Source organism: Streptomyces sp. NPDC054975, assembly GCF_053609105.1.
Genome location: NZ_JBSGWV010000011.1, coordinates 64,298 through 78,401, shown reverse-complemented (window position 1 = coordinate 78,401; position 14,104 = coordinate 64,298). Strand labels below are relative to the sequence as shown.

The 14,104-nt window shown below is 70.3% G+C and carries 17 protein-coding genes and 1 pseudogene; 11 read left to right on the top strand and 7 right to left on the bottom strand.

What is annotated here, in order from left to right; genetic code table 11:
* Positions 1 to 28: 28 nt before the first annotated feature.
* From ACWF79_RS14100 to ACWF79_RS14090, 3 genes are read right to left on the bottom strand one after another with little or no spacing between them, the layout of a single operon-like run.
* Positions 29 to 910: an SDR family oxidoreductase gene (locus ACWF79_RS14100; protein ID WP_453728350.1), complete on the bottom strand. Its 882-nt coding sequence runs from the start codon at positions 908 to 910 to the stop codon at positions 29 to 31.
* Complete coding sequence (locus ACWF79_RS14095; protein WP_453728349.1) at positions 907 to 1,842, bottom strand: alpha/beta fold hydrolase; 936 nt, start codon at positions 1,840 to 1,842, stop codon at positions 907 to 909. The genes ACWF79_RS14100 and ACWF79_RS14095 overlap by 4 nt, the downstream gene beginning before the upstream one ends.
* The gene (locus ACWF79_RS14090; protein WP_453728348.1) at positions 1,839 to 3,365 is read right to left on the bottom strand and encodes a flavin-containing monooxygenase; all 1,527 of its coding nucleotides are present in this window, start codon (positions 3,363 to 3,365) and stop codon (positions 1,839 to 1,841) included. Before ACWF79_RS14090 ends, ACWF79_RS14095 begins: the two co-directional genes overlap by 4 nt.
* Before the next feature lie 184 nt (positions 3,366 to 3,549).
* Here ACWF79_RS14090 and ACWF79_RS14085 point away from each other — a divergent pair.
* A pseudogene (locus ACWF79_RS14085) lies at positions 3,550 to 4,163 on the top strand (MerR family transcriptional regulator).
* Between the two features lie 38 nt (positions 4,164 to 4,201).
* On the opposite strand, the gene ACWF79_RS14080 reads toward ACWF79_RS14085, so the two are convergent.
* From ACWF79_RS14080 to ACWF79_RS14065, 4 genes are read right to left on the bottom strand one after another with little or no spacing between them, the layout of a single operon-like run.
* Positions 4,202 to 4,999 (bottom strand): exodeoxyribonuclease III, encoded by a 798-nt coding sequence (locus tag ACWF79_RS14080; RefSeq protein WP_453728347.1) that lies wholly within the window; start codon positions 4,997 to 4,999, stop codon positions 4,202 to 4,204.
* A 30-nt stretch (positions 5,000 to 5,029) separates the two neighbouring features.
* The gene (locus ACWF79_RS14075; RefSeq protein WP_453728346.1) at positions 5,030 to 6,643 is read right to left on the bottom strand and encodes a recombinase family protein; all 1,614 of its coding nucleotides are present in this window, start codon (positions 6,641 to 6,643) and stop codon (positions 5,030 to 5,032) included.
* The gene (locus tag ACWF79_RS14070; RefSeq protein ID WP_453728345.1) at positions 6,640 to 6,966 is read right to left on the bottom strand and encodes a hypothetical protein; all 327 of its coding nucleotides are present in this window, start codon (positions 6,964 to 6,966) and stop codon (positions 6,640 to 6,642) included. The genes ACWF79_RS14075 and ACWF79_RS14070 overlap by 4 nt, the downstream gene beginning before the upstream one ends.
* Before the next feature lie 20 nt (positions 6,967 to 6,986).
* Complete coding sequence (locus ACWF79_RS14065; RefSeq protein ID WP_453728344.1) at positions 6,987 to 7,418, bottom strand: hypothetical protein; 432 nt, start codon at positions 7,416 to 7,418, stop codon at positions 6,987 to 6,989.
* Positions 7,419 to 7,690: 272 nt separating this feature from the next.
* On the opposite strand from ACWF79_RS14065, the gene ACWF79_RS14060 reads away from it, so the two are divergent.
* The 10 genes from ACWF79_RS14060 (at position 7,691) to ACWF79_RS14015 (ending at position 14,066) form a co-directional block, all read left to right on the top strand.
* Entirely contained in the window at positions 7,691 to 7,903 is a 213-nt protein-coding gene (locus ACWF79_RS14060) for a hypothetical protein (protein ID WP_453728343.1), read from the top strand.
* Positions 7,900 to 8,070 carry a hypothetical protein gene (locus ACWF79_RS14055; RefSeq protein ID WP_453728342.1) on the top strand — a complete coding sequence of 57 codons (171 nt, stop codon included), beginning with the start codon at positions 7,900 to 7,902 and terminating at the stop codon, positions 8,068 to 8,070. Before ACWF79_RS14060 ends, ACWF79_RS14055 begins: the two co-directional genes overlap by 4 nt.
* A gap of 82 nt (positions 8,071 to 8,152) precedes the next feature.
* Positions 8,153 to 8,653 carry a hypothetical protein gene (locus tag ACWF79_RS14050; RefSeq protein WP_453728341.1) on the top strand — a complete coding sequence of 167 codons (501 nt, stop codon included), beginning with the start codon at positions 8,153 to 8,155 and terminating at the stop codon, positions 8,651 to 8,653.
* Positions 8,654 to 8,661: 8 nt separating this feature from the next.
* Positions 8,662 to 8,994 (top strand): hypothetical protein, encoded by a 333-nt coding sequence (locus ACWF79_RS14045; RefSeq protein ID WP_453728340.1) that lies wholly within the window; start codon positions 8,662 to 8,664, stop codon positions 8,992 to 8,994.
* A gap of 112 nt (positions 8,995 to 9,106) precedes the next feature.
* Positions 9,107 to 9,346, top strand: a complete 240-nt coding sequence (locus tag ACWF79_RS14040; RefSeq protein ID WP_453728339.1) for a hypothetical protein — start codon at positions 9,107 to 9,109, stop codon at positions 9,344 to 9,346.
* Positions 9,343 to 10,149 carry a hypothetical protein gene (locus tag ACWF79_RS14035; RefSeq protein ID WP_453728338.1) on the top strand — a complete coding sequence of 269 codons (807 nt, stop codon included), beginning with the start codon at positions 9,343 to 9,345 and terminating at the stop codon, positions 10,147 to 10,149. The genes ACWF79_RS14040 and ACWF79_RS14035 overlap by 4 nt, the downstream gene beginning before the upstream one ends.
* Positions 10,150 to 10,210: 61 nt before the next feature.
* The gene (locus tag ACWF79_RS14030) at positions 10,211 to 10,834 is read left to right on the top strand and encodes a hypothetical protein (RefSeq protein ID WP_453728337.1); all 624 of its coding nucleotides are present in this window, start codon (positions 10,211 to 10,213) and stop codon (positions 10,832 to 10,834) included.
* A 118-nt stretch (positions 10,835 to 10,952) separates the two neighbouring features.
* The gene (locus ACWF79_RS14025) at positions 10,953 to 11,195 is read left to right on the top strand and encodes a hypothetical protein (protein WP_453728336.1); all 243 of its coding nucleotides are present in this window, start codon (positions 10,953 to 10,955) and stop codon (positions 11,193 to 11,195) included.
* A 97-nt stretch (positions 11,196 to 11,292) separates the two neighbouring features.
* Positions 11,293 to 13,806 carry a phage/plasmid primase, P4 family gene (locus ACWF79_RS14020; RefSeq protein WP_453728335.1) on the top strand — a complete coding sequence of 838 codons (2,514 nt, stop codon included), beginning with the start codon at positions 11,293 to 11,295 and terminating at the stop codon, positions 13,804 to 13,806.
* Positions 13,803 to 14,066, top strand: coding sequence for a hypothetical protein (locus ACWF79_RS14015; RefSeq protein WP_453728334.1), 264 nt, complete (start codon positions 13,803 to 13,805; stop codon positions 14,064 to 14,066). Before ACWF79_RS14020 ends, ACWF79_RS14015 begins: the two co-directional genes overlap by 4 nt.
* Positions 14,067 to 14,104: the final 38 nt, after the last annotated feature.

The following is a 14,104-nucleotide window of genomic DNA, read 5'->3' as shown; positions in this document are numbered from 1 at the left end:
GCATGGCGGAACATTCCGCGCATTTCGATCAAATACTCTCCGTACGCGCCCTCTCGTCGGCCGCCCCTCCCGCGCCCACGAGGCCCTTCGAGACACCGGCCAGGCGCGGTTCGAAGCGCCTCATCTCCCGCTGCCCCACGGTGGCGATGATCCCCGGCAGATAGCCCCGGGACGCCTGCATCCCGCGCAGCCACCACTGGGCGTACACATGCGCCGAACGCCGCTCGATGCCGGCCACGATCCGGTCGACGGCCGGGCCCAGCGGGTAGGTACGGTTCGAGGGCCAGGGCAGCCGCTGCCGCAGCTCCTTCATCACGTCGTCCTGGTCCGCGCCGCGCACCATGTCCGTGTCGGTCCAGGAGAGGTATCCGACGCCGACCTTGACGCCCTTGTAGCCGACCTCGGCGCGCAGGCTGTGCGCGAAGGCCTCGACGCCCGACTTCGAAGCGCAGTACGCCGTCATCATCGGCGCCGGGGTCATGGCCGCGAGCGAGGCGATCTGCAGGAAGTAGCCGCGCGACTCCATCAGTACGGGCAGGAACGCTCGTCCCGTCACCGCCCCGCCGATCAGGTTGACCTCGATGACCCGCCGCCAGGCGACCGGGTCGGAGTCCACGAACGGGCCGCCGGCCGCGACGCCCGCGTTGGCGACGACGATGTCGACCTTCCCGAAGCGCTCCTTGACCTCCTCGGCCACCCGCGCCATCGCCTCGTGGTCGGTGACGTCGGCGTGCCACCAGTCCGCCTCGGTGTGCAGCCGGCCCGCGACCTGCTTCAGCTCCTCCGGCTCCAGGCCGACGAGCGCGAGCTTCGCGCCGCGCGCAGAGAGCTTGCGGGCGAGGAGTTCGCCGACACCGCGCGCCGCTCCGGTGACGACGGCGACCTGGCCCTCCAGACTGACCTTGCTCATGCGTCCTCCTTCTGCTTCGACCGCTGCTGTACGTCCAGGTACGTCGTGACCAGGTCCCTGATCCGGGCCGTCACCGCCTCCGGCGCCTCCACCGGCGTCATGTGGCCCATGCCCGCCAGCTCCTCAAGGCCTACGCACTGCGGCAGCGCCGCCGCCAGGCCGCGGGAGTGCACGGGGGGCGTGAGCCGGTCGGCCGTGCCGGCGAGCACGGCCACGGGCAGTTCCAACTCCCGTACGTCCGAGTCGAGCTCCAGCTCCGCGAGCACCCGCGACCAGGCCACCCGGGCGCGGCGCGGGCAGGCGTGCACGATCCGGGCGCAGGCGTCGACCCGCTCGGGCGCCGAACCCGGGCCCATCGTCGCGTACTTGAGGATCTTCCGGGACAGCGCGGTGACCGGTCCGAGCGGCGCCCGCGCTCCCAGGATCGCCCTCGTCAGCCTGGTCCGCACGCCGCCCGCCGGGAGCGGCAGGACGAGGGACTCGGCGACGAGCCGGGACGGCCCCGTGGAGCAGAGCAGCGCCGCGGCCGCGTGCTCCCGGAAGGCGGGGCGCGTGGCGGCCGCCATCAGCGTCATGCCGCCCATGGAGTGCCCGGCGAGCACCGCCCGCTCGCCCGGGGCGAGGGTCGCGGCGAGCACCGCCTCCAGGTCGTCGGCGAGCGCCCGCGTCGACCAGCCGGACGCGTCCGCCGGGGCGGGGGTGCGGCCGTGGCCGCGCTGGTCGTAGGCGATGACCTTGTGGTCGCGCGCGAGGTCCCGTATCTGCTCGGCCCAGAAGCCGATCGAGCAGGTCCAGCCGTGCGCCAGGACGACGGCAGGGGCGTCCTCGGGGCCGTAGACCTCGACATGCACGCGGGAGCCGTCGGCGGAGACCGCGATCACCTCGCGCGGGTGCGGGAGCGATCCCGTACGGGATCCGAAGAGGCGGCTCACTTCACCGCCTCCTTCGTGCGGGTCGTGGCCTTCGGCGCCTTCTTCTCCGGAGCGGCAGGCCGCAGCACCTCGTACTCCGCGAGGTCCACCCGCCGCGTCTCGCGCCGGAATTCGCTCGTCGTACCCGGCCACAGCGTGGTGTTGCGGCCGTTGGCGTCCAGGTACCAGCTGTCGCAGCCGCCCGCCTTCCACACGGTCCGCTCCATCCGGTCCTGCACCCTGCGGTTCCACGCGCCGACGGCGGACGGCCGGGCGGCGAGCGCGGCGCGGCCGCCGAGGACGTCGAGCTGGCGCAGGTAGTCGGCCATGTAGTTCAGCTGGGACTCGATCATCAGGATCATGGAGGAGTTCCCGAGGCCGGTGTTGGGTCCGATGATCGTCATCCAGTTGGGGAAGCCGTCGACGGTCGCGCCGCGCAGCGACTGCACCCCGCCCTTCCATGCCTCGGACAGCGCGACGCCGTCCGCGCCGACGACACGGTCGGCGATCGGCATGTCGGTGACGTGGAATCCCGTACCGAAGACGATCGCGTCGACCTCGGTCTCGGTCCCGTCGGCGGCCACGACGGTCGAGCCGCGCACCTCGCGCAGCCCCGAGGCGACGACGTCGACGTTGGGCTTGGCGAGCGCCGGGTAGTACGTGTTGGAGAGCAGGATGCGCTTGCAGCCGATGCGGTACGACGGGGTCAGCTTGGCCCGCAGCGCCCGGTCCTTGATCGCCCGGCCCATGAAGGCCTTGGCGAGCGACTCGACGAGGCCCAGCTCGCCGGGGTGCTTGGTGAAGGCGCTCACCTGGAGTTCGCGGATGCCCCAGAGCAGCCCGCGGCGGGCGGCGCCGGTGAAGGGGAGCGCGCGGTGGAGCCGGCGCTCGGCGCCGGTGATGGCGCGGTCCAGGCGCGGCAGGACCCACGGCGGGGTGCGCTGGAAGAGGGTGAGCCTTCCGACCTGGGGCTGGATCGCGGGCACGATCTGGATCGCGGACGCGCCGGTGCCGACCATGGCGACGCGCTTGCCGGTGAGGTCGTAGTCGTGGTCCCACTGGGCGGAGTGGAAGACCTTGCCGGGGAAGTCGGCGAGGCCCGGGATGTCGGGGATCTTGGGGTCGGAGAGCGGCCCGGTCGCGGAGACGATCACGTCGGCGGTGAAGGACCCCTGGCGGGTCTCGATCTCCCAGCGCAGCTCGTCGCCGTCCCAGCGCATCAGCGTCACCTCGTGACCCAGGCGAAGGTGCGGGCGGAGCCGGAAGGTGTCGGTGACGTGCTCCAGGTAGGCGCGGATGTGGCGCTGGCCGGAGAAGGTGCGGGGCCAGTCGGGGTTGGGCGCGAAGGAGAAGGAGTAGAGGTGCGACGGGACGTCGCAGGCGCAGCCGGGGTAGCTGTTGTCGCGCCAGGTGCCGCCGACGGAGTCGGCCCGCTCCAGGACGACGAAGTCGGTGATTCCCTCGCGGCGCAGCCGGACGGCGGCGCCGAGTCCGCCGAACCCCGATCCGATCACCGCCACGCGTACGTGCTCGTGCTTCGCCATGCCGCCTCCCGTGCGCCACGATTCCGCCAGCAATCACTGGCACGATCGGACTGTAGAGCAGCTGCATACCGAGCGGTAGGGGTCAGGCAAGGGAAAGTTACCGGCGGTACAACATAGGCTGGCGGGCGTGGCAGAACGATCGGACGACGTGAAGGCAGACGTGAAGGGCGTACGCGAGTACCGCATGGACGAGCTCGCCGCCAAGGCCGGCATCACCGTGCGCACCCTGCGCTTCTACCGCGAGCGCGGGCTGATCGCACCGCCCCGCCGCGAGGGCCGGATCGCCTGGTACGACGACCACCACCTGGCCAAACTCCGCACGATCGCGGCCCTGCTCGAACGCGGCCACACCCTCAACGGCATCGCCGACCTCAACACGGCCTTCGAGAGCGGCAAGGACGTCAGCGAGGTCCTCGGCCTGGGCGAACCGACCGAGGAGGAGCCGATCCGGCTCACCCCCCAGGAACTCGCCGACTACTTCGCGGGCGAGGTCACCCCCGAGAACCTGCTGGCCGCCCTCGACCTCGGCTACCTCGCCACCGACGGCGACGCGATCGTCCACATCAGCCGCCGCCTGCTCGACGTCTCGGCCGCCCTGGTCAAGGAGGGCGTCCCCTCGCCGCCGTCCTGGAGGCAGGCCGCGCGGTCCGCGAACACGCGGACGCGCTGGCCGACCTCTTCACCGAACTCCTCCGCGCACACGCGGACGAGAAGGACATCCACCGGCTGCGCCCCCTGGCGAAGAGCGTGGTGGAGGCGGAACTGTCCATGGCCTTGGACCGCCGCCTGCGGGAGTGACGGGCGGCCGCGCCCCCACACACCAGCGGGCCGGACCCCTACAGCTGGTACACGGCGGTCACGGGCGCGTGGTCGCTCCACCGCTCGGCGTGGGTGGCGGCGCGCTCGACGTAGGCCTTGACGGCCTTGGCGGCGAGCCCCGGGGTGGCGACCTGGTAGTCGATGCGCCAGCCGGCGTCGTTGTCGAAGGCGCGGCCGCGGTAGGACCACCAGGAGTAGGGGCCGTCCTGGTCGGGGTGGAGAGCCCGCACGACATCCACGTAGGCGGCCTCGTCGAAGACACGACCCAGCCACTCCCGCTCCTCGGGGAGGAAGCCGGCGTTCTTCTGGTTGGCCTTCCAGTTCTTGAGGTCGGCCTCGCGGTGGGCGATGTTCCAGTCCCCGCAGACGACGACCTCGCGGCCGTCGGCGGCGGCGCGCTCCTTGAGCTCCTTCAGATACGGCAGGAACTCGCCCATGAAGCGGATCTTCTCGTCCTGCCGCTCGGTGCCGACCTCGCCGGAGGGGAGGTAGAGGCTGGCGACGGTGACGCCGGGCAGGTCGGCCTCGATGTACCGCCCGCTGCCGTCGAACTCGCTCGACCCGAAGCCGACGCGCACGGCGTCCGGCTCACGGCGCGTGTAGAGGGAGACCCCCGCGCGCCCCTTGGCGGCGGCGGGCGCGTGCGCGGTGAACCACCCCTCGGGCGCCCGGACGTCGGCGGGGAGCTGGGACTCCTCGGCGCGGACTTCCTGCAGGCAGACGGCGTCGGCGGAGGTACCGGCGAGCCACTCCACGAAGCCCTTCTTGGCGGCGGCGCGGAGGCCGTTGACATTGACCGACGTCACAGTGTACAAAACATGCTCCTCATCAGGCGAGCGCTGGCATCACGCCCAGGGGTCAGGCTCCCACATCGGGTGCAGCTCGACCCCAAACCCCTTCTCCTTGCGGCGCACGAGCACGACCCGCCGGAGGAGCTGCTTCAGGAAGCTGTTCAGCTCGGCTTCGTTGAGCAGGTCCCACTCCTCCGCGAGCGCCACGATCACAGGCTCGTAGTCGGCCTGCCGGGGTGTCAGCTCAACGACGGACACCCGCTCCAGTGCGGCCGTGTTCACGGCCTGCTGTTGACGGATCCGCTCCACGGCGGCCTCGTACTCCCCCGGGGCGTAGTCGTCCGGGTTCATGGCCCGGTCGGCACGCAGGTTGGCAAGGCCCTTCTTCAGCTTCTCGGCCTCAGCCTCAAGCCGAGCACGCTCGCGGGCAGCCGTCGCCCGCTGGTCGACGGCAGAGCCCCGGGGGGCCGGCACGCTGGGCGCCGCGTCGACAGCCGCCGCGTGCTTGTCCATGACCCACTCGCGCACGCGCCGCTCAACCTCAGCGCGGGTCGCGTAGACGCCCTCACAGCCATGCTTCCCGGTGACGCCACGCCGCCCGCACATGTAGTTGTGTCCCCTGATCGTCGTGGGGACTCCCTCCACGTTCCGGACCGCGCTCTGCACAGGCGTCGTCCCCCGGCAGCCGCCACAGCGCGGCAGCCCGGTGAGCATGTAGAGCGCCGTGCGGGCCCGCGGCGGCGTCTTCTTCATCTCCTGCCGACGCGCCTGATACTGCTGCCACAGCTCAAGGTCGATCAGCTCTTCCTGGGCGCCGGGGATCAGGAGGGCGTTCGGGCAGTTGCCACGGACAGCCGACGGGCAGGTGCACTTCGGATCGTGCACCCGCAGCAGGCCGGCACAGAACCCGGAGTCCATGTAGCGAATGAGGGTCTGTGCGGACCACAGGCCGCCCCGCGTGGTGCGGTGGCCGGCGGTGTTGAGTTCGTCGAGGAGGGCGTAGAACGGCTCGCCGTCGATGTACTGGCGGTAGCGGTCAGCCATGACAGGGCCGACTTTCGGGTCTGCCACGTACTTCTCGTCCTGCAGGGTCCATCCGCCCTTGCCATCGGGAACGCGGCGGGGGTGCCAGACGTAGCCGAAGCGGGGGCGCCCGGTGGCGGGGAGATGGAGCTTGTATCGACGGTGGTCGTGGGTCTCACGCCACTGCTCGCCTCGGGCATCGGACTCGTAGGCGGCGAACTCGAACAAGATGCCGCGCTGCAGGCGGCCGGTGGCGGTGCGGGCGTCGGCTTCCTCGGTCGCGGATTCGAGCTGGCCGCCGACGTCTTCAAGCCGCTTGAGGTTAACGGCGATTCCATCGCGCGACCGGCCGAACCGCGAGTACTTCCAAACAGCGATGCCTCGTGCTTCGCCGGCCTCGATGCGCTCGATACAGCGCATGATCTTGCGCTTGAAATGGCGGCCGGATACGTCGAGGTCCTCGACCCAGCCGTCCTCGGCGATCCGCCGGCCTGTGCGCTTGGACCATGCTTCGATCGCTGCCCGCTGTAGCTCGGGGCTGATCTTCTCCTCTTTCCAGGTGGAGACCCGGATGTAACCGAGCCAGGGCTCCCCTTCCTCGTCGGATGGGGAGCCCTGGCCGTGCGCTGTATGCGGTGGTGTCACTGTGCCTGCCGTTCGTGCTGGCGTGGGAACTCGGGGTGAAGCGGTACGACGGTGCCGCCGGTCGGTGGCGGGTCGAGCAGCCCGAGGGTGACGTGCTGGAGGCCGAGGCGGTAGCCGTCGTTGTGGGCGGCGTCGAGTTCGTCGCTGTTGACCTGGTTGGTGTGGCGGAGGGTTGCGCATACGAGTCCGGCGCCGGCGGCGACGGTGCCGAGGATGCCGGTGTGCATGAGTCCGTTGCGGTTGGTGGCCATGCCGGTCAGCCCGACGCCGAAGCTGATTGTGAGCAGTGAGCCGGACAGGGCGAGCAGAGTTCGGGTGGACACTGACGTACCTCCGTGCAGGTTCAGTTCTGTGCGGCCTGCCCCCCGCTCCGTCGGCGTCGTCTACGGAGGGTGTCTACCGTGTTGCGGAATAGCTCCCGGTCGAGGTCGTCGTCGATGCCTAGGGCATCGGCGGCCTGATCGGGAGTCATGGGGTGGGGGGTTGGCGGTGGGTTCTGGACGGCACGAAGTTCGGATTCTTCGAGGATGCCCGCTCGTACGAGGACCTCCCCGAGGGGGACACGGAGTGTCTCGGCCAGGAGGCTGAGCACCTTGATGTCTTTGACGTCACCGCTGTTGATCAGGCGTCCGACGCTGGCGGCGCTGATGCCGGAGTCCTCGGCAAAGCGTGTGCGGCCGCCGCTGCGGAGGCCGCTGACGTCGTAGCCCAGGGCGGTGATCTGCTCTTTTACCCAGGTGGCGAAGGCGGCGCTGTCGCTGATCTTGTTTTTCATGCTTGAAAGATAGCGCGACACGCGATGCCACGGAACACCTCCTTTTGGCCAGCAATTTTCGAGCAGACATGCGTACAGAAATCGAACACAAGCTTCTGACCTGTAGTTCAACTTCGAACGTGCAACAGAACGTATGAGTCTCGCGCCACTCTGTCAACAGTGAAGGAACCGTAAAGACTCACCCGTCCCGCCCCGCATCTTTCACGCGTGACAGATACGTGCTACCTTTCTCTCACGCCAGACAGTTCTGTCAGGCGGGAAAGGTACGACGTATGTACGACCGAACCCAACTGCGCTCCGCAGCCGAAGCCAAAGGGCTGCACAACTACGGAGACCTCGCAGACCACCTGAAGGTTGCACAGAGCACGGCATGGCGTCTGTGGTACGGCAAGAACGCCCCCAGCGTCGGCACCGCCCGCAAGGTCGAAGACGCCTTCGGCCTCACCCTCGCCCAGCTCATGCAGCCCGCGCAGGCCGCCGCATGAGCACCCGGGCACCCAGCTACGAGCAGTGCATCACCAACGCTCGCGCGGTCCTGGACCAGGCCCGCCGCCGCATCGCAGCCGACTACGCCGCCGGCCGCCTCTCTCCCGAGCACACGGCGCAGTACGAGCGGCTGATCGCACAGTCGCGGCGCCGGTCTGCCGCCTGACCCATGAAAACGGGGCCACCCCAGACCATGCCCGGTCTGAAACGGCCCCTCGGCACCTCACCCACAGAGAAACGAGGACACCGTGAACGACAGACTATCCGCCAACTCCCCCACGCCGACAGAGAAGCTCGCGCTTAAGACGGCGAACGCCGCGCTCCTGGAGAGCAAGGACGCGTACTGCGACATGGTCGCCACCGTCGTGTTCGCCCTCGGCTCCGCGCAGCTGCTCCAGTCCCCCGAGACCGCCGCCGAACTCGCCACGCTGCGGACCCGCGTGAACGAGCTGGAGGCCGAGCGGCACACCACGAACGAGTGGGTGAACGACGCGGCCGCCGCCCTTCGGGCCGCTGGCACCCGCATTGCCGAGCTGGAGACCGCAGCGGCGAAGGCCGGCGCCCTCCACGCGAAGCACCCCAACAGCAACCACTGCCAGTACGACGGCGAGCGCTGGCCGTGCCAGACGCTGACGCACCTCCAGCGGCCGGGCTCGATGGATGAGCAGCGGCACCTGATGGACCCGCTCGACCACGCTCTCGAAGCCCTCGCCCCCCGGAACCTCCCCGCTGCCGGCGGTGTCCTGTGATGCGCCCCGTGTCCGTAACCCTCGACGAGGGCGCGCTGCGCGGCCGACTGTCCGCCGACGTCTTCCGCTGGAACACCCTCGTCGCCCTCGTCCAGAACTGGGCCGACAACGAGACCCGCGACGAGGTGATCGCCGAGCTCGACAACCTCGCCGTCGTCGCCGCCGACGCCACCGACGAGGACGAGATCGAGCGCCGCATCGCCGCCGTCGAGACCGCGGCCGAACTCGACCCGGCCCGCGTCGCTATCACCCTCGACGAGCTGCTCCGCCTGCGGGACCAGATCGACACCACGATCACCGCGATCCGCCGCACCCACTTCATCGTCGGGAGGGTCGCGTGACCACCCACGACCCGCGCCGCTGCCCCCTGTGCGCGCCGCTGCGCCACCCCTCCCAGCGCGACACCCGCCGCACCCTGCCTCTCCTCCTCCCGACGCAGGCCCGGCGGCCCGCGTGAGCGCCGAGGAGGCCGAGCGCCTCGCGCTGCTGCGCACCGCCGCGAAGAAGTGGCAGGGCGAGTGGACCACCCGCCGGGCCACGCACCTCTACGCCGCGCGCTACGGCCCCGGGGACTGGCGGCGCAAGGCCCGCGCGGACCTCGACCTCCTCGCCCGGCAGGGCCTGCTCACCGAGTCCGGGCCCCTCAACCGCCGGCATTTCACCTTCAACCACTGGAACGGAGGCAGCCAGTGATCGCCACCGGAAGCGACGACTACTCGAAAGCGCTCGCCGAGCGCATCGGGCAGTTCATCGTCGACGCCGACGCGAACGCACCGCGCAGCCTGCAGAAGGCCATCGGCCCGAGCGAAGTCGGCGAGCCGTGCGAACGCCAACTGACCTACAAAATCCTCGACTGGCCCGAGACGAACCACGACCGGGACCCGATCGCCGCGATCATCGGCACCGGATTCCACATGTGGATGGCCGAGAAGTTCGAGGCCCGCCAAGCCCCGCTACCCGACGGGCGACCGCGCTACCGCATCGAGGAGCGCGTCACCGTCCGCGACGGCTACACCCCTGCGGCGACCGTCGCCGGAAGCTCAGACCTGTTCGACCGGCTCGCGATGCTGAACAACGACTGGAAGCTCGTCGGCGTCAGCAGCCACGACAAGTACCGGCGGCAGGGCCCGGGCGAGAAGTACCGGATCCAGGCCCACCTGTACGGGCTCGGCCAGGAGAACGCCGGGAACCCGCCCACGCGGGTCGCCGTGACGTTCATCGCCCGGCACCACGAGCTGAAGGTCCACGTCTGGTCCGAGCCGTACGACAAGCAGGTCGCCCTCGACGCGCTCTCCCGCCTCGACCGCATCCGCGACCGCGCCCAGGCCCTCGAACTCGACCACCACCCCGAGCGCTGGGACACCGTCCCCACCCCGGACAAGCCAAACTGCCGGTTCTGCCCGTGGCTCAAGCCCGGAAGCACGGACCTCTCCACCGGCTGCCCCGGCGTCCAGTCCACCCGCGCGGGCGCCTCCCTCGAATCGCTCATCGCGTGACCCCACAGACCCGCCGCTCAACCGAACCGGCGCGAACCACACACCAGCAGGAGCACACACCGTGACTACACCCCAGCAGTACCAGGCGCCGAACGCCGACGACTTCCTCATGGGCGGAGGCGGCGCCCCCACCGCCAAGTTCCCCGTGCCGCAGACCACCGTCACCGGGCGCATCACGCAGAAGCCCACCGTCGAGCAGCAGCGCGACATCAAGACCGGCGACGCCAAGTTCTGGTCCGACGGCAACCCGATGATGCAGCTCGTCGTCACCGTCCAGACCGAGCTCCGCGACCCCACCATCGACGAGGACGACGGGCGGCGCCGCCTCTTCGTCAAGGGCGTCATGAAGAACGCCATCGCCGACGCGGTCCGCGTCGCCGGAGCCAAGGGCCTCGAGGTCGGCGGCACCCTCGCCGTCACATACACCCACGACGGGGTCGCCAAGGAGCGGGGCATGTCCCCGCCGAAGCAGTACACCGCGACGTACACCCCGGCGGCACAGGCCGCGCTCCACACCCCCGACCCGGGCACGGCAGCGCCGCAGCAGTACGCCCCGCCGACGGCCCCGCCCACGGGCCTGTCCCCGCAGCAGTACGCGGCCGCGCAGCAGAACCCGGCAACACAGGCGCTCCTTGCCCAGCAGCAGGTCCAGGCCGCAAGCGCCTCCGCCCCGCCGCCGTTCTAGTCCCTCACCCCCACCAGCACCGTCCGGGGCTGCGCGACCCCTCCCCCCAGCTCCGCAGCCCCGGACGGGCCAACCACAGAAAGCAGACCAGCAGATGCCCTCCAACACAGTCGATGCCGTGCAGCTTCGTGAAGCTGCCGAGGGTGCATTCCGGTATGCCCTCCGCAATGGCGGTTGGACCAACGTCCAGATCGAGAACGGCCTTCAGACGTACCAGGACTCCGTCGCTCATGAAATGGCGGAACGCATTCGCGCCGTAGGTGTCGACATTCCGGCGGACATGTCGGAGGTGGGCAAGACGATCCGCCAGGCGCGGGCCGCTGCGGCCGACCTGATCGACCCATACGTCGACTCTCTCTAGCCCCTCCCCCCGCCTCGGCCCCATGGCGTGACGCCGCCGGATCGACTCCGGCCCGAGGCACTACCCCCCGACCCGCGCACCACGCAAGGAGCCGAAGTTGAGCGACACCACCCCCGACATGCAGGCCGCAGCACTCGCGCTGCACGCGGCCGGCTGCTCGGTGGTCGCCGTCCGCGCCGACGGATCGAAGCGGCCCCAAGGCGACTGGAAGCGCGCCCAGACCGAACGCGCCCCCGAAGCCCTCGTCCGCACCTGGTTCAACCACGGGCACCCCGGGGTCGGTGTCGTCTGCGGCGCGATCTCCGGCGACCTGGAGATGCTCGAACTCGAAGGCCGCGCCGTCAACGAGGGCGTCCTCGAAAAGCTCGTCGAGATCCTCGACAACTCCGGACTCGCCGAGCTGTGGCAGCGCATCGCCACCGGCTGGCTGGAGCGCTCCCCCAGCGGCGGCCTCCACCTCCACTACCGCGTCACCGGGGGCGCCCCGGGGAACACGAAGCTGGCGTCCCGCCTCGCCCGCGAGGACGAACTCACCGAGCAGGAGCGCGACCTCCTCGCCCGCCACCCCGGGAAGAAGATCCTCCGCGGCCTCATCGAGACCCGCGGCGAAGGCGGCTTCGTCGTCACCGCACCCAGCCACGGCACCGTCCACCCGACCGGCCGCCCCTACGAACTCCTCAACGGCGGCCCCGCCACCCTGCCCACCATCACCGCCGACGAGCACCGCGCACTCCACACCGTGTGCCGAATGCTCGACACCGTCCCCGCCGACGAGCCGCTCCCCCTGCCCGCGCCTGCCGCGCCCGTTGACGAGGCCGCCGCGTTCCTCTTCTCCACCGGGGGTGGCACCGGCGACGCTGGTGGCCTGTCGCCCCTCGACGACTACGAACAGCGCACCCAGTGGGCGGACATCCTCACCCCGCACGGCTGGCGCCCCCTCTTCGTCAGCGGGCAGACCACGTACTGGCAGCGCCCCGGGAAGGACGGCCGGGAACCCTCCGCCACCACCGGCCACGCCATGGAACGCGACCGGCTGTACGTCTTCACCACGTCCACCGAGTTCCAGGCCGAGGTGCCCTACACCAAGGCCGGCGCCTACGCCCTCCTCAACCACGGCGGCAACCACTCCGCCGCCGCGTCCGCCCTGCGCCGCCAGGGCTACGGCACCCCCGCCCCCGAACCCGTCCGCCACCTTGCCGCCGTGCCCGCAGCCCGAACCGACGGGACCGCCGCGCTCAGCGTCGTCGTCCCCCACCCGGCAGCGGCGACGGCTGCCGAGCCGGAGACGTACAGCCGCACAGACGACGGGAACGCACTCCGCCTCATCGACCTCCACCAGGACGAGATCCGGTACGTGCCGCAGCGCGGGAAGTGGCTCGTCTGGGACGGGCACCGGTGGGCATGGGACGACGCGGGCACCGTCCGGGAGATGGCCCGCGCCATCGCACGCGACCTGCCCAGCGGCGAAGGAGAGGCCAAGCACCGGGCACGGTCCCTGTCCGCCGCCGGGATCGCCGCCATGGTCACCATGGCCACCACCGACCCCCGCACCGTCGCCCACGCCCACCAGCTCGACGCACACCGCATGCTCCTCAACACCCCCGCCGGGGCCGTCGACCTCACCACCGGGCAACTGTCCGCGCCCGACCCCGTAGAGATGCACACCCGCGCCACCCGCGTCGCCCCCGACCCGGACATGCCCACCCCGAAGTGGGACCGGTTCCTCGGCCAGACCTTCGGCCCCGACCTCGAACTCCGCAGCTACGTCCAGCGGATGGCCGGCTACTCCGCAAGCGGCTCCGTGAAGTGGCACATCCTCCCCTTCCTCCACGGCCCCGGCGGCAACGGCAAAGGCGTCTTCCTCAACGTGCTCCGCGCCGTCCTCGGCGACTACGCCGCGACCGCACCGAACGCATTCCTCATGGCCGGAGCCCAACGGCACGAGACCGAGATCGCCCGCCTCCACGGGCTACGCCTCGTCATCGCATCCGAGGTCAACCAGGAAGCCAAGTTCGACGAGGCCAAGGTCAAGGAACTCACCGGCGGCGACGGCCTCACCGCCCGCTTCATGCGGCAGGACCACTTCACGTTCGAGCCCACACACAAGCTGTTCCTGATGGGCAACCACCAGCCCCGCGTGTCCGCCGGTGGCAAGAGCTTCTGGCGGCGCCTGCGCCTCCTGCCCTTCACCCGCACCCCTGACGAGGTCATCGAGGACCTCGACCTCCTCCTCGTCTCCGAGGAGGGCCCCGGGATCCTGGCGTGGATCATCGCGGGCGCCGTCGAGGCATTCCGTGACGGGCTGCGCGACCCCGCGTCCGTCACCGCGGCCACTGCCCAGTACGCAGCCGAAGAGGACGCGCTTGCCCGGTTCCTCGACGAGGCCTGTCACGTCGGCGGCGGCGCCCAGGTCCGCACCGTCACGGACGTGTTCCGCAGCGCGTACGAACGGTGGTGCCGCGCCGAGGGTGAGGATCCGTTGGCCTCGCGTCAGCTCGGGCGCGAGCTGAAGGACCGCTTCGGGATCGTGCGCAAGGGGTCGAACGGCACCTACTACTACCTGAACGTCGCCCTTCAGGCTCCGGCTGATGATCGGTGGGACAACAAGTGACCATGATCAAAGTGCCGTTGCAGTTCCATCACAGTGCCGTTGAAAGTGCCATCAAAATTCAGCGTCACCGCAGGTCAGGCGTACGCAGTGCCATCAGTGCCGTTGAAAACCGTTATCCAGCTCCATGCGCACGCAAGAGCGTTAATGCTCAGAAACTGGCCCTGACGGCACTGATGGCACTGGCACCACTGGTGACCTGCGGAAACAGCAGTGCCGTCAACGGCACTGCAACGGCACTGCCCTCCGGCGGCGCACGGTGACCAACCCGGGTATCGCCGCGAAGATCGCCGCCAGCTCA

Bases quoted from the DNA above. Each gene is read 5' to 3' on its own strand.
- ACWF79_RS14100 (WP_453728350.1), bottom strand. From the start codon at position 910: ATGAGCAAGGTCAGTCTGGAGGGCCAGGTCGCCGTCGTCACCGGAGCG.
- ACWF79_RS14090 (WP_453728348.1), bottom strand. From the start codon at position 3,365: ATGGCGAAGCACGAGCACGTACGCGTGGCGGTGATCGGATCGGGGTTC.
- ACWF79_RS14065 (WP_453728344.1), bottom strand. From the start codon at position 7,418: ATGAAAAACAAGATCAGCGACAGCGCCGCCTTCGCCACCTGGGTAAAA.
- ACWF79_RS14060 (WP_453728343.1), top strand. From the start codon at position 7,691: ATGTACGACCGAACCCAACTGCGCTCCGCAGCCGAAGCCAAAGGGCTG.
- ACWF79_RS14055 (WP_453728342.1), top strand. From the start codon at position 7,900: ATGAGCACCCGGGCACCCAGCTACGAGCAGTGCATCACCAACGCTCGC.